The sequence below is a fragment of the Ruegeria sp. HKCCD4884 genome, from assembly GCF_013110855.1.
Taxonomy (GTDB): domain Bacteria; phylum Pseudomonadota; class Alphaproteobacteria; order Rhodobacterales; family Rhodobacteraceae; genus Ruegeria.
On the sequence record NZ_WVRJ01000005.1, the window covers coordinates 206,820 to 228,420 of the forward strand.

At 56.8% G+C, this 21,601-nt stretch carries 22 protein-coding genes and 1 riboswitch; of the genes, 5 read left to right on the top strand and 17 right to left on the bottom strand.

What is annotated here, in order from left to right; genetic code table 11:
* Window positions 1-40: 40 nt before the first annotated feature.
* Both rpsA and GS636_RS09920 read right to left on the bottom strand, forming a co-directional pair.
* Complete coding sequence (gene rpsA / locus GS636_RS09915) at window positions 41-1,717, bottom strand: 30S ribosomal protein S1 (protein ID WP_171094327.1); 1,677 nt, start codon at window positions 1,715-1,717, stop codon at window positions 41-43.
* A 266-nt stretch (window positions 1,718-1,983) separates the two neighbouring features.
* Entirely contained in the window at window positions 1,984-2,277 is a 294-nt protein-coding gene (locus tag GS636_RS09920; RefSeq protein WP_256369062.1) for a DUF6525 family protein, read from the bottom strand.
* Between the two features lie 197 nt (window positions 2,278-2,474).
* Here GS636_RS09920 and GS636_RS09925 point away from each other — a divergent pair, with 197 nt between their 5' ends.
* On the top strand, window positions 2,475-2,882 hold the full coding sequence (locus GS636_RS09925) for a hypothetical protein (protein ID WP_171094329.1): 408 nt from the start codon (window positions 2,475-2,477) through the stop codon (window positions 2,880-2,882).
* Window positions 2,883-2,925: 43 nt separating this feature from the next.
* On the opposite strand, the gene GS636_RS09930 is transcribed toward GS636_RS09925, so the two are convergent.
* Both GS636_RS09930 and GS636_RS09935 read right to left on the bottom strand, forming a co-directional pair.
* Window positions 2,926-4,611 carry a tryptophan halogenase family protein gene (locus tag GS636_RS09930; RefSeq protein WP_171187019.1) on the bottom strand — a complete coding sequence of 562 codons (1,686 nt, stop codon included), beginning with the start codon at window positions 4,609-4,611 and terminating at the stop codon, window positions 2,926-2,928.
* A gap of 156 nt (window positions 4,612-4,767) precedes the next feature.
* On the bottom strand, window positions 4,768-5,304 hold the full coding sequence (locus GS636_RS09935) for a hypothetical protein (RefSeq protein ID WP_171669329.1): 537 nt from the start codon (window positions 5,302-5,304) through the stop codon (window positions 4,768-4,770).
* A 218-nt stretch (window positions 5,305-5,522) separates the two neighbouring features.
* On the opposite strand from GS636_RS09935, the gene GS636_RS09940 reads away from it, so the two are divergent.
* Window positions 5,523-5,999 carry a YHS domain-containing (seleno)protein gene (locus GS636_RS09940; protein WP_171669330.1) on the top strand — a complete coding sequence of 159 codons (477 nt, stop codon included), beginning with the start codon at window positions 5,523-5,525 and terminating at the stop codon, window positions 5,997-5,999.
* Between the two features lie 23 nt (window positions 6,000-6,022).
* On the opposite strand, the gene cmk is transcribed toward GS636_RS09940, so the two are convergent.
* From cmk to miaB, 11 genes are all read right to left on the bottom strand, one after another.
* A complete protein-coding gene (gene cmk, locus GS636_RS09945; protein ID WP_171669331.1) occupies window positions 6,023-6,640 on the bottom strand; it encodes a (d)CMP kinase in 618 nt (205 codons plus the stop codon).
* Complete coding sequence (gene aroA / locus GS636_RS09950) at window positions 6,637-7,983, bottom strand: 3-phosphoshikimate 1-carboxyvinyltransferase (RefSeq protein WP_171669332.1); 1,347 nt, start codon at window positions 7,981-7,983, stop codon at window positions 6,637-6,639. The genes cmk and aroA overlap by 4 nt, the downstream gene beginning before the upstream one ends.
* 85 nt (window positions 7,984-8,068) lie before the next feature.
* Entirely contained in the window at window positions 8,069-9,142 is a 1,074-nt protein-coding gene (locus GS636_RS09955; RefSeq protein ID WP_171669333.1) for an amidohydrolase family protein, read from the bottom strand.
* Window positions 9,143-9,229: 87 nt separating this feature from the next.
* Window positions 9,230-9,943 carry a tRNA (guanosine(46)-N(7))-methyltransferase TrmB gene (locus GS636_RS09960; RefSeq protein ID WP_171669334.1) on the bottom strand — a complete coding sequence of 238 codons (714 nt, stop codon included), beginning with the start codon at window positions 9,941-9,943 and terminating at the stop codon, window positions 9,230-9,232.
* Between the two features lie 97 nt (window positions 9,944-10,040).
* Window positions 10,041-11,222 carry a methionine adenosyltransferase gene (metK, locus tag GS636_RS09965; protein WP_171669335.1) on the bottom strand — a complete coding sequence of 394 codons (1,182 nt, stop codon included), beginning with the start codon at window positions 11,220-11,222 and terminating at the stop codon, window positions 10,041-10,043.
* A gap of 5 nt (window positions 11,223-11,227) precedes the next feature.
* A riboswitch (SAM-SAH riboswitch) is annotated at window positions 11,228-11,276 on the bottom strand.
* A 37-nt stretch (window positions 11,277-11,313) separates the two neighbouring features.
* Entirely contained in the window at window positions 11,314-12,822 is a 1,509-nt protein-coding gene (gene lnt / locus GS636_RS09970; RefSeq protein ID WP_171669336.1) for an apolipoprotein N-acyltransferase, read from the bottom strand.
* Entirely contained in the window at window positions 12,819-13,706 is an 888-nt protein-coding gene (locus GS636_RS09975; RefSeq protein WP_171669337.1) for a hemolysin family protein, read from the bottom strand. Before GS636_RS09975 ends, lnt begins: the two co-directional genes overlap by 4 nt.
* Before the next feature lie 35 nt (window positions 13,707-13,741).
* Window positions 13,742-14,236, bottom strand: a complete 495-nt coding sequence (ybeY, locus tag GS636_RS09980; RefSeq protein ID WP_171669338.1) for an rRNA maturation RNase YbeY — start codon at window positions 14,234-14,236, stop codon at window positions 13,742-13,744.
* A gap of 36 nt (window positions 14,237-14,272) precedes the next feature.
* A complete protein-coding gene (locus tag GS636_RS09985) occupies window positions 14,273-15,295 on the bottom strand; it encodes a PhoH family protein (RefSeq protein ID WP_171669339.1) in 1,023 nt (340 codons plus the stop codon).
* A 124-nt stretch (window positions 15,296-15,419) separates the two neighbouring features.
* Entirely contained in the window at window positions 15,420-16,184 is a 765-nt protein-coding gene (locus GS636_RS09990; RefSeq protein WP_371808716.1) for an outer membrane protein, read from the bottom strand.
* A gap of 172 nt (window positions 16,185-16,356) precedes the next feature.
* Window positions 16,357-17,676 carry a tRNA (N6-isopentenyl adenosine(37)-C2)-methylthiotransferase MiaB gene (miaB, locus tag GS636_RS09995; protein WP_171669340.1) on the bottom strand — a complete coding sequence of 440 codons (1,320 nt, stop codon included), beginning with the start codon at window positions 17,674-17,676 and terminating at the stop codon, window positions 16,357-16,359.
* 122 nt (window positions 17,677-17,798) lie between these two features.
* Here miaB and GS636_RS10000 point away from each other — a divergent pair, with 122 nt between their 5' ends.
* Window positions 17,799-18,662, top strand: coding sequence for a glycosyltransferase family 2 protein (locus GS636_RS10000; protein WP_171669341.1), 864 nt, complete (start codon window positions 17,799-17,801; stop codon window positions 18,660-18,662).
* Between the two features lie 6 nt (window positions 18,663-18,668).
* Here GS636_RS10000 and GS636_RS10005 read toward each other — a convergent pair whose 3' ends face one another.
* Entirely contained in the window at window positions 18,669-19,466 is a 798-nt protein-coding gene (locus GS636_RS10005) for a phytanoyl-CoA dioxygenase family protein (protein WP_171669342.1), read from the bottom strand.
* Window positions 19,467-19,549: 83 nt separating this feature from the next.
* Between GS636_RS10005 and GS636_RS10010 the strand changes: the two genes are divergently transcribed.
* Window positions 19,550-20,446 (top strand): LysR family transcriptional regulator, encoded by an 897-nt coding sequence (locus tag GS636_RS10010; RefSeq protein WP_171669343.1) that lies wholly within the window; start codon window positions 19,550-19,552, stop codon window positions 20,444-20,446.
* A gap of 4 nt (window positions 20,447-20,450) precedes the next feature.
* Here the strand turns inward: GS636_RS10010 and irrA are convergent, their stop codons facing one another.
* Window positions 20,451-20,867, bottom strand: a complete 417-nt coding sequence (irrA, locus tag GS636_RS10015; RefSeq protein WP_171187038.1) for an iron response transcriptional regulator IrrA — start codon at window positions 20,865-20,867, stop codon at window positions 20,451-20,453.
* 186 nt (window positions 20,868-21,053) lie between these two features.
* On the opposite strand from irrA, the gene fabA reads away from it, so the two are divergent.
* Window positions 21,054-21,563: a bifunctional 3-hydroxydecanoyl-ACP dehydratase/trans-2-decenoyl-ACP isomerase gene (gene fabA / locus GS636_RS10020; protein WP_093964585.1), complete on the top strand. Its 510-nt coding sequence runs from the start codon at window positions 21,054-21,056 to the stop codon at window positions 21,561-21,563.
* Window positions 21,564-21,601: the final 38 nt, after the last annotated feature.

Consider the following 21,601-nt stretch of genomic DNA (forward strand, 5'->3'; position numbering starts at 1 on the left):
TGCGCGAGGCCGAAATTCTTTCTTGGGATGCGCCCGGGGCTTAGTCGCCCGACTTCAGCGCTGCACCCAGGATATCGCCCAGCGACGCGCCCGAGTCGGAAGAACCGTACTGTTCCACGGCCTCTTTCTCTTCGGCGATCTCGCGTGCCTTGATCGACAGGCCCAGACGGCGGGTCTTGCTGTCGACGTTGGTGACGCGGACGTCGACCTTGTCACCGACCGAGAAACGCTCGGGGCGCTGTTCGGAACGGTCACGCGACAGGTCCGAACGACGGATGAACGACTTCATGCCTTCGTATTCGACCTCGATGCCGCCATCTTCGATAGCGGTCACTTCAACGGTGATGACCGAGCCACGCTTCACGCCGCCCACGGCTTCGGCGAACTTGTCACCGCCCAGGGCTTTGATCGACAGCGAGATACGCTCTTTTTCAACGTCAACTTCCGAGACAACGGCCGAAACCATGTCGCCTTTGCGGTAGTTCTGGATCGCATCCTCGCCACGCTCGTCCCAGGACAGGTCGGACAGGTGAACCATGCCGTCGATGTCGCCTTCGAGGCCAATGAACAGACCGAATTCGGTGATGTTCTTGACTTCGCCTTCGACCTCGGTGCCCTCGGGGTGTGTTTCTGCAAACACTTCCCATGGGTTGCGCTGAGTCTGCTTCAGGCCAAGAGACACGCGACGCTTGGCGCCGTCGATTTCCAGAACCATGACGTCGACTTCCTGGCTGGTCGAAACGATCTTGCCGGGGTGGACGTTTTTCTTGGTCCAGGACATCTCGGACACGTGCACCAGACCTTCGACACCGGCTTCCAGCTCGACGAACGCGCCGTAATCAGTGATGTTGGTGACGCGACCCTGATGGACCGAGCCCAGCGGGTATTTCGCAGCAACCAGATCCCACGGATCTTCTTGCAGCTGCTTCATGCCCAGGCTGATGCGGTGGGTTTCTTTGTTGATCTTGATGACCTGAACCTTGATGGTTTCGCCGATCGTCAGGATCTCGGACGGGTGGTTCACACGACGCCATGCCATGTCGGTGACGTGCAGCAGGCCGTCAACGCCGCCCAGGTCAACGAATGCACCGTATTCGGTGATGTTCTTGACAACACCCTCGACGGTCTGACCTTCGGACAGGTTGCCGATAACTTCGGCACGCTGTTCGGCACGCGATTCTTCCAGGATTGCGCGGCGCGACACAACGATGTTGCCACGGCGGCGGTCCATTTTCAGGATCTGGAACGGCTGCTTCAGACCCATCAGCGGGCCAGCGTCGCGCACGGGGCGGACGTCAACCTGCGAGCCGGGCAGGAACGCAACTGCGCCACCCAGATCGACGGTGAAGCCACCTTTGACGCGACCAAAGATAGCACCTTCGACACGCTGGTCGTCGGCATATGCTTTTTCCAGGCGGTCCCATGCCTCTTCACGGCGGGCCATCTCGCGCGAGATAACGGCTTCGCCGCGGGCGTTTTCTGCGGCGCGCAGGTAAACTTCTACCTCGTCACCAACAGCGATTTCAGGGGCTTCGCCGGGATTTGCGAATTCTTTCAGATCAACGCGGCCTTCCATTTTGTAGCCTACGTCGATGATGGCTTGACCGGCTTCGATCGCCAGAACCTTGCCTTTGACAACAGAACCCTCTTCGGGCGTGTCCATTTCGAAGCTTTCGTTAAGGAGGGCTTCGAATTCCTCCATGGATGCGTTAGCCATGTGGCGTTGTTTTCCTTTACAGTACGTTTTTGCTGGCCGAGCGGTTGTCTCCGCCGGTCTTGTTTCATGATGCCGTCTGGCGTGACCCGGTGCGCCCCTAAGCAAACAAACACAAAGGGCCGAGGTAACCCGGCCCTGCTCAGAAGCGTCATCCGGACGTTGACCGCCCTTGTATCGACAGCGCGCGTATAGGCGGATTCCCTGATATGTGCAAGGGCAAAGCCCATGTTTTCAAGGTTCGGCAGGTCATTGCTGCTGCAATTCGCCTATCTGTTCGCGCCCCACACTTGAGCGTCGCGTTGCAACATGGCCCGTTCTACCGTCTCCAGACGACCAATTGCGACCAACGGGTCGTGACCACCCCCGGCCTTGTTCCATATCTTCAAAGCCGAGCTTGGGCTCCAAGGCAGGCAGGCTTGCGCCAACCATTGCCGCAACTCCTGAGGTAGCGCGTCATAAGCCTGCATCGGTGGGACGTTCCGCCTGCGGCGCTTGAGGGTGCTGCGCAGGTTGCGATTGGATTCGCCCTTTGGGAAAGCCCGTTGCTGGGTTCTGCTCAAGTTCATGCTCTTTGCGGTCCAATTTTTGTGATGATATTACATCTCAAAGAGCCAAGTGCAAGATGACCAGAGCCACAAGGAACCCACCTAATGCCGGCTCACTCACATTCCGTTGATAACGCTGAGGGTTTGTTGAATCACCGCTTGCAACAAGGCACCAGTGGGGCTGCTCAGAGACGTACCGGAGATGTCAGATCATGGAAGAGTTCAACCTCATCGTCGCCCAACAGCCTCAGTGGATTCAGATTTGGTTAAACGTCCTGAGCTTTGGGGCCTTCCTCCTCCCGATCTCTCTCTTGATTTGGAAACAAACGCGCCTGACAGCGATCATCACCGTCGTTGGCAGTGTGCTCGCCGCGGTCGGGGTTTTGCTGATCTTCAACCAGCTTGGCTATGTCCGGCTAATGGGGCTGGGCCATGTCGTGTTCTGGACGCCAGTTGCCTGGTATCTGTGGAGGCAACAGGCACGTGAAGACATGCCCGTTATCCCCGGATGGATCATCCGCGCGGTCTTATTGACCATCGCGATTTCATTGGTCTTCGACTATGTGGACGTGATCCGGTACCTGATGGGAGATCGAACGCCGGTTCCAGTACCGGCGTAAGGCGCACCCCCATCAAGACATCTGCACAATCGGCAGCCGTTCTTTAGAACAGTTGCAAGTCCTTGGCACCGCTTTGGATTTCGGCAAAATTGGGCATGTTCTGGATCCTGACCGGAGCCGGAGCAGTGCCCGGCATCGCGACAGTTGGCTGCGCAACCTTCGCCTTGCCAAAGGCCGGACGCTCTAGCTCGCCACGGATATCGCGCAGCAGCGTTTTGTGATCGGGCATTGTTCTGATGATCTGCGCAAGATCCTCTTTCGCGCGCTGCATTCCCTGATACCAGATCACCTTCTTCAATGGTCTCACCTGATCCCGGATACCCGGCCCATAGCCTGTGTCATAGACCTGTTTACCCAACAGAACTGTCTGATACACGCGATGATCAAACAGCGTTGCGAACTCGACATCGTGATCCATTGGCAGACGGTGCTGCCACAGCTCCAGGTTCTCGGCCAACCGGTCCGGCACCTTCATCTGTGTCCGCGCATCGATCCAATAGGGATCGTCCGTGCGATTGCCCAAGCGATAGTGCAGGCAGATAAACTCCAGCACCTCGTTGTACATCTTGTCCATCTGCCGGTTGTATCTTGCCCGCAGCGATGGCTCGATGGCGCGCGTTGGCAAATGCTCGGCGAACCAGCGCACCGCATGATCAATCATGTGGATCGCGGTACTTTCCAGCGGTTCGATGAATCCGCCGGACAGACCAATGGCGACACAGTTTTTGACCCAGGCATTGCGCACGCGCCCGACGCGCATCGGAATAACGCGCGGTGTCAAACCCTTGCCACTGTCCCCCAGCCATTCAAGATACTCATCTGCCGCCTGATCATCCGTGCGATGCGCCGATGAGAACACATATCCCGTGCCCACGCGGTTATAGAGCGGCACCCGCCACGTCCAGCCTGCCCCAAGTGCAGTGGATCGTGTCAGGCTCTCGATCTTCTTCGGATTGGGATGCTCGACTTGCAACGCCATGGCGCGGTCGTTGGGCAGGTAGTCAGAATAATCCAGAAACGGCTCGCCCAGCGCCTTGTTGATGATCAACCCGCGGAAGCCGGTGCAATCAACAACCATCTCGATGTCATAGCGGCCCCTGCGCTCCAGCATCAAATGGCTGACGTTACCCTGTTCATCCAGCTCAACCGATTGCACCTCATCCCGAATATGCTCCACACCGTTTTGGGTGCAGACCTTGGTCAGCATTCCAGCAAACTTCACTGCATCCAGGTGGTAAGCATAGCCAAAGCGCTGTTCGAATTCGGGTTGCCCCAGCTGCCGCGCGCCTTTGCAAAGACGGCCCAGATCGTCATGAGGCGAGATAGACTGCGTAAAATCCCGATCCCCGTTACCAAAGCGCAGGAAGTACTCGGCGGCATCCAAGCCTTCCAACATCTGCCCATGGGCAAAAGGGTTCACATAATCGATGCGTTTTCCCTTGCTGTCCTTGTTCCAGTTGCAAAACTTTACACCCAGCTTGAACGACGCGTTGGTCTCGCGGAAAAAATCTCGCTCGGAAATGCCTGCCTGGCGCAGCGTGACCGGCATGCGCGGCACCGTCGCCTCACCCACACCAACGGTCGAGATATTGGGGCTTTCAATCAGACAGATGCGCGGGCGATCCTTTTGCGAGGACGTCCTGGAAAACACCATGTCCAGGATCAACGCGGTCATCCACCCCGCCGTGCCGCCGCCCACGATGGTGATTTGGTTCAAACGATTATTCATATGATTTTGTCCCTGTTGGCTTTGGGGATTTTACGGCGGCCTCCCTTTTTATTGGGGTTATGTGGCAGCTCTCCCTTTTCGCTTGAGGGAAACTATAACAGCTTTCCTGCGTCCATCTAGGGCTTTAACCGCAAATTACGCATACATATGAGCTGGTCAGATTTCTTCGCCCTTTTTCAAAAGCTCTTCAATCAAAGCACGCTGAAGATCGGTGCTGTCGCCCCCACCAAACTCTGCAGCCCCACCGGTGTACAACGTGCCATACGTCTTTGCGATATTCACAGTCTGGGCCAGCCCCGAAATCAACTGATCTTTCTCCAGCAAAGACAGAGGGTGAATGAACGCAGCCCACAGGATACCATTGGCAATTGCGTAACGCGCATCCAGCGTACTGTCGAAATTGGCCTGCATCACGCGGATCAAATCCTCTTCCGAAAGGTCTGCAGCATTGCCGATGGCGATCATGGCGCGCATTCGGTCCGCATTAACGTCGGTGATCACCAAAACCTGCTCGTCAGCCACGGTCATCTGGAAGCCAGGACCAAACGGCTCGGCCTTGGGATCCAACGCAAAGAGGATGTTACCCAGCCGCTCATATGTCATCGGCGGCTCAGCCTCCGGGACCTTCGGCTCAACTTCCTGAGCGGCAAGGCTTCCAGAGATGAAAATCAGAATGAGGGCTAAGCGAAACATGAGGTCACTCCTGCAGACACCCTTTGACCATACGAACCGCGATACGAACTGGCCAAACAAAGCTTAGTGATCTGGGGCACCATATCATTCAGCGGATTGTACGATCTGCAAAGATAAGTGTCTCTTCTGCGATTAAACGTTCAATCGCTTCGCCTTAACTGTGTGTCATCGGCCAGCACAGTGCCTGGCCCGAAACCGAAACCAAAAGGAAACACACGATGAAATACATTGTTCTGACTGCCCTGACGACAGCTATTGCCCTGTCCACTCCGGCCTTTGCGGCCGACGAGATCAACGTATCAAACGGCATTTCTGCCGCTGGGGCGCCGCTGGCCGCACATGGCGTTGATCTGGTTGCTCTGGTCAACGACGGCAATCCGGTCGAAGGCTTTGCCACACACTCGGCAACCTATGACGGAGCCTCCTACTACTTCACGACCGCTGCGAACCGCGAAGCCTTTGAGGCAAACCCCGCTGCGTATTTGCCGCAGCATGGCGGGTTCTGTTCGTTCGGCGTGTCAGTTGGCAAGAAGTTCGACGGTGATCCCGATCAGTACCTGGTAGCCGACGGCAAACTGTACCTGTTCCTGAACGCTGAAACCCGTGCAGCCTTTCTTAAGGACGTTGTCGGCACCGCAAAAACAGCTGACGATCAGTGGGCAAACATTAAAAGCGTCGCCGTGGGCGAGCTTTAAATCCCTACCCTTTGCCTGCGGCGCTAGCGTGTCGCGGGCAATTTTGCGTTGATGACCTCAAGCGCTTTTGCCAATGCGGCCTCGATGCTCAAGTCGGTTGTGTCCAACTGAACCGCATCCTCGGCAGGCTTCATCGGTGCAGTGCTACGCTCTGCATCGCGCGCGTCGCGCTCTTTGACATCTGCCAGAACCTGATCGCGTGTCACATCGGCACCTTTGGCGCTAAGCTCAAGATACCGGCGTTCAGCGCGCACTTCGGCGCTGGCTGTCACAAACAGCTTTATCTCGGCATTTGGACAGATCACCGTCCCGATATCACGCCCATCCAGAACGGCCCCCCCGGCCCTGCGGGCAAAGGCGCGTTGAAAATCCACCAACGCGGCACGAACCTCGGGGATGACCGCCACTTTGGACGCGGCCTGTGCGATATCGGCGGTACGCAGGTCGCCTTGCTCCAACTCCTCGGCGGTCAATGCCTTTGCTGCGTCGATCGGATCGGCGCCCTTCAAAACACTTCGACCCACCGCACGGTAGAGCAGCCCTGTGTCCAGATGGGCAAACCCAAAATGCGTCGCAACGGCTTTTGAGATCGTGCCTTTACCCGCTGCCGCAGGCCCGTCAATCGCGACTGTGAAGCTCACGAGCGTTCGACCTTAGCACCCAGCGATGCCATCAACGGTTCAAAAATCGGGAACGACGTTGCAATCGGGCCGCCATCGTCAACTCTTACTGGCTTCTGCGCGCCCATGCCCATCACCATGAACGACATGGCAATGCGGTGATCCAGAAAGCTCTCGCAGGTGCCGGCCCCGGGAACGTTGCCGATACCCAGCCCCTCGACCGACCACCAATCGTCACCCTCATTTACCGTCACACCGTTTGCGCGCAGGCCACGCGCCATGGCGTCGATACGGTCGCTTTCCTTGACGCGCAGCTCTTTCACACCGCCCATCATCGTGGTGCCGGTGGCGTTGGCCGCAACCACGGACAGCACAGGATATTCATCGATCATCGAAGCCGCGCGTTCCGGCGGCACGGTGATCCCTTTCATGTTCGGCGAGTATTTTGCGCGCAGATCGGCAACAGGTTCGCCACCCTCTTCGCGCTCATTCTCGTAAGTCAGGTCTGCACCCATCTCACGCAGTGTGGTGAACAGGCCAGCGCGGGTCGGGTTCAGGCCAATGCCGGGCACGAGCACATCCGAGCCGGGTGTGATCAGCGCAGCGCACACTGGGAAGGCCGCGCTGGACGGATCACGCGGCACGGCGATGACCTGCGGCTTCAGCTCGGGCCGTCCTGTCAAGGTAATAACGCGGCCTTCTTCGGTATCTTCAACCGTAATCTCTGCGCCGAACCCGGCCAGCATCCGCTCGGAATGGTCGCGTGTCGCTTCTTTTTCGATCACAACGGTTTTGCCAGGGGCATTCAATCCCGCCAGCAAGACGGCTGATTTGACCTGAGCCGAGGGTACGGGCACTTCATACCGCACAGGTGTCGGGTCCGCTGCACCCACGATGGTCATCGGCAAACGCCCACCGGACCGACCAAACGATTGCGTGCCAAACAGGGCCAGAGGGTCAGTCACCCGCGCCATCGGACGTTTGTTCAGGCTTGCATCTCCGGTAAACGTCGCCGTGATCGAAGAGGTTGCTATCGCGCCCATGATCAATCGCACACCGGTGCCTGAGTTGCCGCAGTCGATCACCTGATCCGGTTCGGCAAACCCACCGACGCCCACGCCATGCACGGTCCATTCCCCGCCACCGTGATCCGTGACCTCGGCCCCAAAGGCCCGCATTGCCTTGGCGGTATCCAGAACGTCTTCGCCCTCCAGCAGGCCCGAGATCCGGGTCTCACCCACAGCCATCGCGCCAAGGATCAACGACCGGTGCGAGATCGACTTGTCACCAGGCACCTCGGCCGTGCCGGTCAGCGGGCCGCAGGGATGCGAAGTCATCGGGATGGGCGTGCCGTGTCCGGACATGGGGGCTCCTTTTGCGCTATCAGTTCAAGGCGGATTAGCGAATTGGAGCGGGTTGGTCCAGCGACAATGAGCGCAAAGCGGTCTCTCAGGCTTCCCCCAGCCATTTCGCCGGGTTTTCTTCAGCGATCTGCCGGAAAATCTCCTCGCCCAAGATGTTGCGCAACCGAAAACAGACCGCCTTTTCTGACAGCGCTTCTTGCCGGGTCATGTAGTAATCTGATCCAAACAGGACACGCGACCTGAGACGCTCACTTTCTTCATCTTCGCCGGTCAGGAAAATGCGCAGGAACGGGGCGTAATCCTCGAACTGGAACAATGTGTAAGAGATATCCGCCCAGAGGCCGGGGTAGTTTCCACTGCCGATCATGCGCCGGATTGCCACCTGCCAGTTCCGGTTGAAGGCGTCATCCAGCGGGTTCTTGCGATCCGGATTGACATAGGCATCCCAGTCGCGCTGCCCGCCAAAATGCGCCAGGCAAATCCGTAGCTTGGGATGAGCACGCATTACGGGAATAAACGCCTCGGGCTCGGTATAGCGGTCGGCCCAATAGTCCGAAAGATAGCGCCCCTGAACGCCGCCGCGTGAGCAATGGGACATGACCGGCAGGTTCAACTCTTCTAACCGCGGGTAAACATGCTGCATAAGAACTGGATCGTCCGGCGCGAACCCCAGACGCGGATAGAGCTTCAGGCCCCGAAACTTCAGACCATCTATGGCCCGCCAGAGTTCCGTCGCCTGAGGATCGGCACGCGGGTCAATCGTTGCAAAGGGTATTACGGACCTGCCGACATCCGGGTCGCCAGACAACTTTGCCAGTTCGTCATGTTGCGCGCTCAGCGGAACCTCCGGCGCGCCGAACCCAAAGGCTGACATCTCCATTGGCAACACAACAAAACGGGTATCACTGGGATAGTGTCGCCGCATGTTGTCCAGAATATCGCGCTGGCTGCCCGCGTCCGTTTCCTGCTGAAAGCGGTAAAGCCTGTCCAGTTTTTCGGCGGCGGAATGCTGACCAATCAGGCGCGCACCAAAGGCCAGAGCCTTGATCAGCCAAGGCATCTTTTTGAATGGCTTGAGTGCCGGATAGGGGTAATCCTCTGGCACATGGCGCGCGTGAAACAGGTGCGTGTGGCAGTTCGTGATCCGAATATTAGACATGGCAATCCCGGACAAAAGGCTGTGCTAAAATAAGGGCGTCACGCACATTCTAGCATAGCGTTCAGGATTGCAGAAATCTGGCGGTGATCAGGATTCCGTCCTGCGGAAGGTCAAATAATGCGGCACCCGCCCTTCGCGCAGGGCCTTTTGCTCATAGCGGGTTGAAATCCAGTCGTCCCAAGGCTCACGCCAGTCGGCAGGGCGTTCCGCCAGCCATTCAAAACCGGCGCGAGGAACTTCTTCCAGCGTCTGGCGCACATAGTCGGGAATGTCGGTGGCGACGCGAAAGATCGACCCGGGTTTCAGAACTTTCGCCAACGGCTCCAGATGCTCCGGCGTCACAAAACGGCGGCGATGATGACGGGTCTTGGGCCATGGGTCCGGATAGAGCAGAAACGCGCGCGAGATACTGGCTTCGGGCAGGACATCGAACAAATCACGCGCATCGCCGGGATGCACGGCAAGATTTTCGGCCCCCGCTTGCCGGATTTTACCAAGCAGCATCGCAACGCCGTTGATGTAAGGCTCTGCCCCGATGATGCCGATATCCGGGTTGCTTTGCGCCTGATGCACCAGATGTTCACCGCCGCCAAAGCCCACCTCAAGCCAAACCGGCTTGCCGCCAAACAGACCATCCAGGTCTAAGGGCTTGCGTTCGGGGTTCGTCTCCCAATCCACTGAACCCGGCGACAGCGCGGCAAGATCTTCGTTCAGATAGGTCTTTTGGCTGGGCTTCAGGGTCTTACCTTTGAAGCGGCCATAAAAATTTCTGCGCGGGCGTTGTGGGGTCTCGGTGCTCATGGCGGTGGCCATACTGCGCCGGCCTTAGTGTTGCAAGTGCGCGCCGCCCCTGCAAAGAAAAAGCGCGCCCTACAGGCGCGCTTTCTTTCTGTTTGGATCAGACTGCCGCTTTCAGTGCGTCAACCAGATCGGTACGTTCCCAGCTAAAGCCACCGTCTGCATCGGGTTCGCGCCCGAAATGGCCATAAGCAGCGGTGCGCTGATAGATCGGCTTGTTCATCTGCAGGTGCTCACGAATGCCACGCGGGGTCAGATCCATGACCTGCCCAACGGCTTTTTCGATTTCGGCGTCTGAAACGTGACCCGTTCCATGCGTATCGGCATAGATGGACAGCGGTTTGGAGACACCAATCGCATAGCTCAGCTGGATCGTGCAACGCTCTGCCATGCCAGCAGCGACAACGTTCTTGGCAAGGTAACGCGCGGCATACGCAGCCGAACGGTCCACCTTGGTCGGGTCTTTGCCCGAGAACGCGCCGCCGCCATGCGGGGCCGCGCCACCATAGGTGTCCACGATGATCTTGCGACCGGTCAGACCTGCGTCGCCATCCGGACCGCCAATCACAAATTTGCCCGTTGGGTTTACGTGCCATTCGGTGTCAGCAGTCAACCAGCCTTCGGGCAGAGTTTCGCGAATGTAGGGTTCGACGATTTCGCGGATGTCATCTGATGTCAGCGCTTCATCCAAGTGCTGCGTGGACAAAACGACCGAGCTGACGCCAACCGGTTTGCCATCACGATAGGTGACGGACAATTGCGACTTGGCATCAGGACCCAGCGCAGGTTCGGCACCGCTTTTGCGCACTTCGGCTAGACGACGCAGGATAGCGTGCGAGTACTGGATCGGTGCGGGCATAAGCGCGGGGGTTTCTGTCGTGGCGTAGCCGAACATGATGCCCTGGTCGCCTGCCCCTTCATCTTTGTTGTCAGCCGCATCAACCCCCTGCGCGATGTGAGCGGATTGTTCGTGCAACAGGTTGGTCACCTCGACCGTTTCGTGGTGAAACTTGTCCTGCTCGTAGCCGATATCTTTGATACAATCGCGAGCAATCCTTTCGATACGCCCCATGTAGTCATGCAGCTTGTCTTGATCCGACAGACCAACTTCACCGCCAATAACGACGCGGTTGGTTGTGGCAAAGGTTTCGCAAGCCACGCGTGCTTCGGGTTCTTCATTCAGAAATGCGTCAAGGACGGCATCCGAAATGCGGTCACAGACCTTGTCTGGGTGCCCTTCGGAAACGGACTCCGAAGTAAATGTATAGTTCTGTCGGGACATAAATGTGCTCCATTAGGGTTTCTCTGCCACGCCAGGAAGCCGTTGTAACAGGTCAGAGACGCATACGCCCACCCGAAGATGGGGTCAATCGCTAATAGTTCGCGCGCCAGCGGGCACTAAAGCGGATAATGGCGCCGAGAAACAAAAGGGTCAAAAAAATGACACTGTCGCCTGTTCGCGAATAGATCGTCGGCTGTAGCGGCAGTGGCAGAATGGCATCGACATATCCAGCTTCGCCCAAAGGCAAAGAGGCCGTGACACGGCCCAGAGGGTCGATCATAGCCGATATGCCGGTATTTGCTGCACGGATCATCGGCAGGCCCTGCTCAATCGCCCTCATCCGAGCTTGAACCATGTGCTGATACGGGCCTGATCGGGTTCCGAACCAAGCGTCATTGGTGATCTGCAACAGGAAATCCGCCCGCCCCGGTGCACCATTCACATCCTGCGAGAACACGGCCTCGTAGCAGATCAACGGCAAGGCTTGCCCCAAGCGCCCCAGATCCATCAACTGCGGGCCCGGTCCCGCGCTGAACCCGTGGCCCGTTGTGGACGCTAATCCGTGAATGCCAAATCGCCCCATCAAATCGCCGAAGGGAACGTACTCTCCGAAAGGCGCAAGATGGTGCTTGTCGTACAGACCAGCCTGGTTCCCGCTTTCGTCAAGGTAGACCATCGAATTGAAAATCCTCGGGCCATCTCCGCGCTGAATACCCAGGATCACCGGAGTGCCCTGCGCTGCATCCGCTATTGTGGCCAAAATCGGTTGCGCACTGCCGAGCCAGGCGGGCACTGCAGTTTCGGGCCATACGATCAGATCAGGTCGCGGCTGGGCAGCTGTGTAGTCAATCTGGCGCGAAAAGAACAAAGGGGCGTAGGCCGGATCCCATTTTTGATTCTGAGGTGCATTTGGTTGTACAACCCGCACGACATGAGGACCATCGTGAACTGTTGGCCGCATCGCGGCATAGCTCAACGCGACAATGGCCAATCCGGATGTAAATACCGTTGATTGCACCAGCCCTCGAAAAGGTCTGGGGTGCATCGATGCCGAACCGATTGGGAATGTCGCTGCGAACGTTAGGGCGTTTAACCCAAATGGCCCGAACAAAGACAACATTTGCGCCACCGGGGTATCGATCCAAATCTGCGAAACCCCCGCCCAAGGGAAACCGGTTAGCACATAGCCTCGGGCCAGCTCAGCCAAGGACAGGGTAACGATCAAGAGCAGGCATTGGCGAAAAGAAGACGCGCCCGGGCGGCGAGACATCCAAAAAGAAACGGCCGAAAACAGCGCGAGGCCACCTGCCATAAACACCAGCGCAAACGGTGCCATCCAGGCGTGGCGTTCAGCGTCCACCTGAAACGGTTCGACAAGCCAACTGAGAGCGTGCACAAAATAACCGGTGGCAAAAACCCATCCAATCCAACCAGCCCGCGCGCGGGTTTCGCTGGACAGGAACAGCGGCACGATCAGGACCAGAGACAGGATCGTCAGCGCCCAATAGCCATAAGGCGCAAAACCAAACCCTGCCACTCCGCCCAATATGGCGGCGGCCAGTAGTCTCAGCGGGAAAGGCAAGCCCCGCAGGGGGGTCATGCAGCGATTTCCGGCAGCATGACACGAAGCCTTTTTATGCGACGCGGATCGGCGTCGAGGACTTCAAATTCAGGACCTTCGGGGTGGATCACAACTTCTCCTCGTGCAGGCACACGACCCGACAGCATGAACACCAAGCCGCCCAAAGTATCAATTTCTTCTTCGTCCACGTCTTCATGGCTGGTCAACGAGCGGCCAATCTCGGCCTCGAAATCCTCAAGCGGGACACGGGCTTGCACGACATAACAGCCGGGTTTCTCCTGCACCCACAACTGATCTTCGTCGGCATCGTGCTCATCAGCGATTTCACCAACGACTTGTTCGATCAGGTCTTCGATGGTAAGCAAGCCATCAACACCGCCATATTCATCAATCACCAACGCCATGTGCCGCCGCTCTGTCTGCATCTTAGTCAACAAGATTCCGATCGGCATTGACGGCGGTACAAACAACAGCGTGCGCAGCATCGAGACAAGATCGAAGCTACTGCCCCCGCCGTTGAACCCATGGGTCAACGCAAAGTCTTTGAGATGGACAAAACCCAGAGGCGTATCCAGGGTGCCTTCATAAACCGGGATTCTGGACAAGCCACTCTCACGGAATACATCCGCAAGCTCGTCTTTGGTGATCGTAGAAGGCACCGATACGATTTCGGCAGTCGGAATAGCGACGTCTTCAACACGCATCCGCCGCAGGTTAATCATCCCACGGGACTGAGACGCCGTTCCATCCTGTCCGTTCGCCACCGGTTGCGGTTGAGCCTCATCGCCCGAAAACGCATCAAAAATTCGAGAAAAAAATCCGCTTTTCTCTTCGATCGTATTGCTGCCGTCCTGTGGTTGCGCGCTGTGCGCCGCCCTAGAACTGCCGTCTGTCTCGCCCATTATCCTGTTCCAACTGATCGGGTCATCTGACCCCTTCATACCTTATATGGGTCATCGATACCTAATTTGCCAAGTATCTCGACCTCAATCCTTTCCATCAGGGTGGCATCGGGATCACGAATGTGATCATACCCGAGCAAATGCAACGTTCCGTGAACAAGCAAATGGATCACGTGATCGTCCATGGCTTTGCCCACGTCAGTTGCCTCACGTAAGCAGGTGTCAAAGGATATTGCGATGTCGCCCAATGGGATTTCCCCGGTGAAATCTGGTTCGGGCGCATTCGGCACCTGCCCAGGCTCATCAGGGGTCAGATCTTCGGCCGGCCAACTCAGGACGTTGGTGGCGCTTGGCTTGCCGCGAAACTCTGTATTCAGGTCAGCAATCCGTGCGTCATCGCAGCCCAAAACGCTGACTTCACAAACCTCAGAATCCAGTTCGACAAACGCCAAAACAGCAGAAATCGCCTTGTGCGACAAGGCCTCAAGACCTTGCCACCGATTGTCTTCGACAGTGAGTTCCAGGTTCATCTTACCGCACAACAGCCCTTGCAAAGGGCCTTGCACTCAACTGCTAACGCGGCCCGCATCGGCCTCATACGCCTCGATGATGGCGGCGACAAGCGGGTGACGAACGACGTCTTTTGACGTGAAATAGTTGAAGCTGATATTTGGTATCGTTTTCAACAACCTTTCAGCATCCGCCAGACCGGATTGCACTCCGCGCGGCAGGTCCACCTGCGATCTGTCGCCGGTGATAACCATACGGCTGCCTTCACCCAGACGGGTCAGGAACATCTTCATCTGCATGGTCGTCGCGTTCTGGGCTTCGTCCAGAACCACGAAGGCATTAGCCAGAGTTCGACCGCGCATAAATGCCAGCGGGGCGATTTCGATTCGTTTTTCTTCGATCAGTTTGGCCAGTTGCTTACCCGGCAGAAAATCGTTCAGCGCATCATAAAGCGGCTGCATATAAGGATCGACCTTGTCCTTCATGTCACCAGGCAAATAACCGAGCTTTTCACCCGCCTCGACCGCCGGGCGGCTCAGGATGATTCGATCCACATGGCCACCGATAAACATCGAAACACCAACAGCAACCGCCAGATAGGTTTTACCTGTTCCCGCAGGGCCAATGCCAAAGGCCAATTCGTTCTGAAACAACGACTGAACATAGGCTTTCTGAGCGTCTGTACGTGGTTCGACCAGTTTCTTACGGGTCTTGATCTCGACCGAGCCACCCTTGAACATCTCAAGCTGATCGCCGTCGCGCGAGCCCGTACCTTGTTCCGAAGCACCCATACGCAGCTCGCGATCCACATCTGCGGCTTCGACCTCGCGCCCCCCTTCCAGGCGGGTATAAAGCGATTGCAGCACTTCTACGGCCTGTTTCTGAGCATCTTCGTCGCCCATGACAACCAGCTGGTTGCCACGGCGTACAATCTGGACCGAAAGCTTACTTTCTATATCGGTCAGATTGCGGTCGTACTCGCCGCATAGGTCAATCAACAATCGGTTGTCGGGAAATTCTACAAACGCCTCACGCTGGGGCATTTCATCTTGCGGTGGGGTCAGGGCACCGATGGCCAATCCGTTCTCCTGTCTTGGCTGTTCACCCTGAGCGTAGACAACAAAACTCGGTGGGCGCAAGCCACAGATTCAAAATTTAGCGCAGGGATGACAAAACAGCCGAAAAACGCCGTTCCAGTTGGCATCAGAACGTATAGTTCAGCCCGAATCTGAGGCCGCCGTATTTTGGCGTCGACTTTGTAGAAAAGCCTGAGCTGAACTGGACGGTTTTCGAGTCGAACTGGACGTATTCATATTCACCGGTAATCGACCAATTGTCGGTGAGTTTATGTTCAGCCCCAATGCTGGCAGAATATCCGTTCCGCCGATCTGTTACCGCGAAGTTCTGCGTCGAACCGCCAAATGTGATGCTGTTGGTCGTTTCAATGTCACCCCACAAATAGCCGACACTGACGAAATACAGGATTCGACCGCTGCGGTTGGTCAGACCATTTTTAAACCGGATCGCCAGTACATCGGACACCTCGGTGCCACCCTGAACATCGACGCCGCCAATCTGGGTGCCAACGCTGTCATCAAAGGATCCGAACTGGTACCCGATTTCGAAACCATAAACGTAATCACGGCCACCTCTGGCAGGCAGGATACCGCGCCAGCCGCCACGAATCTCACCGTAAGAACCAGACAGATCCTGTTCGCCGACATCGAACAACCCGGCGGGTGTTCTTAGGCCGAAGCGATCATCGCCCCCCGAGCCATAACCGCCGGCCAATCCCAGATAAAAAGCGCTGACATCGCTGCCGAAACTAGTCGGGCTAATCACTTCAGGCTCGGTTACAGTGCCCTTCAGATCACCTGCAATTGTTGTACTAGCCAGAAGAGTGGCAAGTGACGCCGCAGGAAGTGTTCTGCCAAGTTTTGAAATCCTGAAGTTCTTAAGGGTCGTCACTCGTGCCTCCATCACTCCGGTCGCAACACCGGCCAAAAACCGTTTTTTAACGCATAACTTTACGCCCGGAAAAACTTGGCTCTTCTCCGAACATAGTTCCAAGCAATAAATCAAGGGTAAATTTTGGAAACAAACACCAACTATGGTGGCTGACCGGTGGATACTTGCCGATCTACAGCAGCTCTCCGGCCAACGAATTGGCACCCGACTCGGTGATCCGAACCTCTTTCAAATCTCCAGTCTCGATCTCGGGGCCTTTGACGTGGACCGAATGAAGATACTCAGACTTTCCGACCATTTGACCCGTCAGGCGTCCCGGCTTTTCGAACAGAACACGCACGGTTCGGCCCACCATGCTATCCTGAATCTCCCGCTGATGCCGGGTAATCAGGGCCTGAAGTCTTTGCAACCGTTCATCCGCCGCCGCAGGGTCAACCTGTGCCCGCTCGGCTGCGGGCGTTCCGGGGCGGGTGGAGTATTTGAACGAATACGCGTAGCCGTATTTGACCTCTTCGACCAAATCCATCGTTGCGTAGAAATCCTCTTCGGTTTCCTCGGGGAACCCGACAATGAAATCGCCAGACATCACAATATCCGGGCGCGCCGCGCGGATTTTTTCGATCAGGCGCAGATAGCTTTCGGCTGTATGGCTGCGGTTCATCCGTTTGAGAATGCGGTCCGAACCTGACTGCACCGGCAGGTGAAGATAAGGCATTAGCTTGTCGCAAGTGCCATGCGCCTCGATCAGGTCATCGGCCATGTCATTGGGGTGCGACGTCGTAAAGCGAATCCGCTCCAGACCGTCGACCTTGTTCAACTCCCAGATCAGACCCGCCAGTGTCATGTCGCCGGTCGGGCCTGCGCCGTGATAAGCATTCACATTTTGCCCCAGCAATGTGATCTCGCGCACCCCGCGTTCAACCAGGTCATGTGCCTCGCGAATAATTCGATCGGCCGGGCGACTGACTTCGGCACCACGCGTATAGGGTACAACGCAGAAGGCGCAGAACTTGTCACAGCCTTCCTGAACCGTCAGAAACGCCGTCGGGCCACGCTTGGCCTTGGGGCGGTTCTTTAGCTTCTCAAACTTGTCCTCTTCCGGAAAATCCGTATCCAGCGCCTTTTCACCAGCGCGGGTCTTGGCCTCCATCTCGGGTAAGCGATGATAGCTTTGCGGGCCAACAACCAAATCGACCAGAGGCTGACGGCGCATGATCTCTTCGCCTTCAGCCTGCGCGACACATCCCGCGACGCCGATTTTCAGATCCGGTTTCTCGGCCTTCAGACCCTTGAACCGGCCCAGTTCAGAATACACCTTTTCCGCGGCCTTTTCGCGAATATGACAGGTGTTCAGCAGGATCATATCCGCATCATCAGGTGTCTTGGTTTCGACATAGCCCTGCCCGCCCAGTGCCTCGGACATGCGCTCGCTGTCATAGACATTCATCTGACAGCCATAGGTCTTGATAAACAGCTTCTTCGGTTCGGACATGGATCGGGCCTTTGCATTCGCGGGACCGGCGTCATCTATATGCTTCGAACGCCGCTTGCAATGCGGGCGCAATTACCCGAATTTGGCGGGACTTTCCAGCAAGGCAAAACCGAAAACACGCGATGAAGTACGAATCCCCGGACCATTTTCTGAAATCGGGTCAGACTGCATTGGCCAAAGGGCCCATCGCATTGATTTTTGCCGAAGACGAGGTCGAGCTGGACAGCACCGTGCGGCATCACCTGCAGTTGGGGTTCAAGTCGGTGCTTGTTTTCATGCCTCAGGACCTCGCTCTCGACGCGGACCTCACTGATCTCGTGCACCGGGTCACGCTGAAATGCACGCCCCGATCCATGGTGTTTGACACCATAAACAGGATTATCCAGGCCGCGCCGGGCGTTTGGATGTATTACTGTTACAACGCCGAATACCTGTTCTTTCCTTTCTGCGAAACGCGCAGCGTTGGTGAAATGCTGGCCTTTCACAGCGAAGAAAGGCGCAATGCCATGCTCAGCTATGTCATTGACCTTTATGCCGATGATCTAAGCACCAATCCCAACGGAGTCGCGCCCGATCACGCCCTCTTCGACAGCACGGGCTACTATGCTCATACCCGCCACGACCCAAGCGGCCAGCCTTTAGACCGGCAGTTGGATATTTCGGGTGGTTTACGCTGGCGGTTTGAAGAACACGTTCCATACGAACGCCGCCGGATTGACCGCATCGCCCTGTTCAAATCGCAAAAAGGGCTGGTCTTGCAGCCTGACCACACATTCAATGAACCGGAATACAACACCTATTCCTGCCCATGGCATCACAACATGACTGCGGCCGTATGCTCATTTCGGGCGGCAAAAGCCCTGAAGACAAATGCAGGGTCTACTTTTGACATCCCCAGCTTTCGCTGGCGGAACTCAGTGCCGTTTAAATGGCAGTCCCGCCAGCTGCTGGATCTGGGTCTGATCGAATCAGGTCAGTGGTTCTGAGTCGCCTCAGCGCTGCAACAGCATAGGAAACCAGTCCTCGCGCAGGCGCTGACCCGGTGTCATGTCGTGACCGGGAAACGGGGGCGAGGTGCGGCCCGGGCGTTCAACATAGCGTGCATCATCCCCAACCAGGCGCAGCGAGAACGCGCGGCGACGGCTGTCCGACTGGTTGCCTCGCGCGCCATGCAAAGTGCGATAGTTGAACGCCACGGCGTCACCCGGCTCCATTTCGAACTCAACAACCCGCATCCCTTCGGCATCCGGGTCCGGAACTTGAATGTACTGACCTTCATCCGGGAAGAAGCCTTCCTCTGACACCCAACGGGTCGGCAGAACCTCTTTCTCCCACCGATGCGATCCGGCGACACAGCGCAGCGTTGCCTGGCGGACTGGATCCAGCGGAGACCAGAAGCTGATGGTTTGCTGTCCCTCGACGAAGTAATACGGCCCGTCCTGATGCCAGGGGGTGGCCATCGATGTGCCCGGCTCTTTGACCAGCACGTGATCGTGGAACATCTGAACACTTTGCGATTGCATCAGATCGGCGGCAACCTCGGCAGCCGATGAGTTTTCGATAACTTCGCGGAACTGAGGAATTCGGGTCCAGTTGCAATAATCGTCGAAAAACCGCCCGGTTTCGCCCGACTTTTTATTTTCCGAGGCAAAGGGGCCAGGCTCAGCCATATTTGCTGCCACGCCCTCGCGCAGCTGATCCACGTGATCCGCGAACAGTCCCTTGATAAGAACAACACCATCTTGCTGATAAGTGTCGATCATCGCTTGAGATACGAGTGGGTGTGGCATCCGGGTCTCCTTTGGCTTTGCCCCGTTTTGCTTTGAATATGCATTCTGTTCAAATCATATCTTCCGAAGCTATAAATAACTTCATGTTATATATTTCCCTTCGCCAATACGAATATGTCTGCGCGGTCGGACGCCATGGAAGCTTGTCCGCAGCAGCGCAGTATTTGAATGTATCGCAACCGGCCCTGTCCACCGCACTGACACGGGTTGAAGAACATCTTGGGCACCCACTGTTCATTCGCCGCCGGGGTGCGGCCATGGCCCTGACCCCGCAGGGTCGGAGGTTTATTGAACAGGCCGAGGCTTTGCTGAACGCCGCTGCGCGAATCGAAACCTCAGAATCACCCACGCCGGGAATGACGCAATTCACATTGGGCTGCTTCACAGACCTCGCCCCGTTCCTATTGGCCCCTGCCCTGCATCATTTGCGCGTCGCTTTCCCAAATGTCGCGATTTCCTATGTCGCTGCATCCTTCGAAGGGCTTCTTAACGGCTTGATCGACGGCCAGATCGACATTGCGATCACCTACGATTTGACCATGGACGCCGGGTTTACCCGAACAAAGTTGTTTGACAGCAGGCCAAAGGCGTTGATGCCGCTAGATCATCCGCTTGCGTCAACGGATGGCGTTGCCCTGACCGACATCGCAGCGCACCCTCTGATCCTGTCGACCGAAGGGCTTTCGGCTCAGCACATCCTGGGTCTATTTCGCCGCATGGGTCTGCGCCCTACAGTCGCGCACCGGGCAGCGTCGCTGGAAATTCAACGCAGTCTTGCCGCGCATGGCGAGGGAATCGGAATCAGTTACGCCAGCCCGCCCAGCCCTGTAAGTTATGACAACCGGCGATTGGTCGGCATTCCGATCACCGACCCGGACGCCGCCGAATCCGTGGTTATGGCACGACACGGCACAGGCCCGGCTGACCCAACTGTCGATCAGGCCGAACGCGTTTTAAAGGAAGGATTGAAACAGGTTTGACGCCCTATTTCTTGCGCAGCCGGATAACAACGTCGACCGACGCAATCTCAACGCCCTCGGGCGCTTCAGGCAAGCGCTGAATCACAAGCTGGTCCGACGGAGCATCACTCAGGCGGGCTTCGTCTTCCCAATAAAAATGGGGGTGATCGTGGGTATTGGTGTCAAAATAGCTTTTCGAACCGTCCACTGTGATTTCCTGCAGAACACCCGCGTCACAAAAGGCGCGAAGGGTGTTGTAAACCGTAGCCAAAGACACAGCGTCCCCGTTTGCCTTGGCAGACTCAAACAGGCTTTCTGCGGTGACATGGCGATGGCGGCCGTCGCCAACAAGAAGCTCAGCCAGCGCCACACGCTGACGCGTAGGTCGCAAGCCGGCGTTTACCAGCCAACCCGTCGCTATTTCATGGCTCTGAGGTGTCATCGATCCGATACCCATAGTTGCTGGTTTATATATAGGGGCGCATAGTTGGCAATTTCAAATGAAATTCATTCGCAAAGTTAGGTGCGTACACAACATGATGTGGGCCACCACTCTTGCAGGACCTTGCAAACGGGTGATAGACGAGGCCAGATGTAAAGACAGACCCCCGGCAGGAAAGGCGGCAGAATGGCCCAGTTCCCTAGCAGTTTTGACAAAGATGATCTGCTCAAATGCGCCCGCGGCGAATTATTCGGCCCCGGCAACGCGCAGTTGCCTGCCCCGCCGATGCTGATGATGGACCGGATCACCGATATCTCAGGCGATGGCGGTGCGCATGGGAAAGGTCATGTTGTGGCCGAGTTCGACATCACGCCTGACCTTTGGTTCTTTGACTGCCATTTCCCGGGCAACCCGATCATGCCCGGTTGTTTGGGTCTGGACGGCCTTTGGCAGTTGACCGGCTTCAATCTGGGCTGGCGCGGCTGGCAGGGACGCGGCTATGCGCTGGGCGTGGGCGAAGTCAAACTGACCGGAATGGTCCGCCCGGATCGCAAGATGCTGACATATTACGTCGACTTCACCAAAGCTGTTCAAACCCGCCGCCTGACTATGGGTGTGGCGGATGGCCGGGTCGAAGCCGACGGCGAAGTAATTTATCAGGTAAAAGATATGAAGGTTGCACTGTCGGAAAGCTAACCCCAGCTATCGGACACGTCACTGAAAACGAAATACAG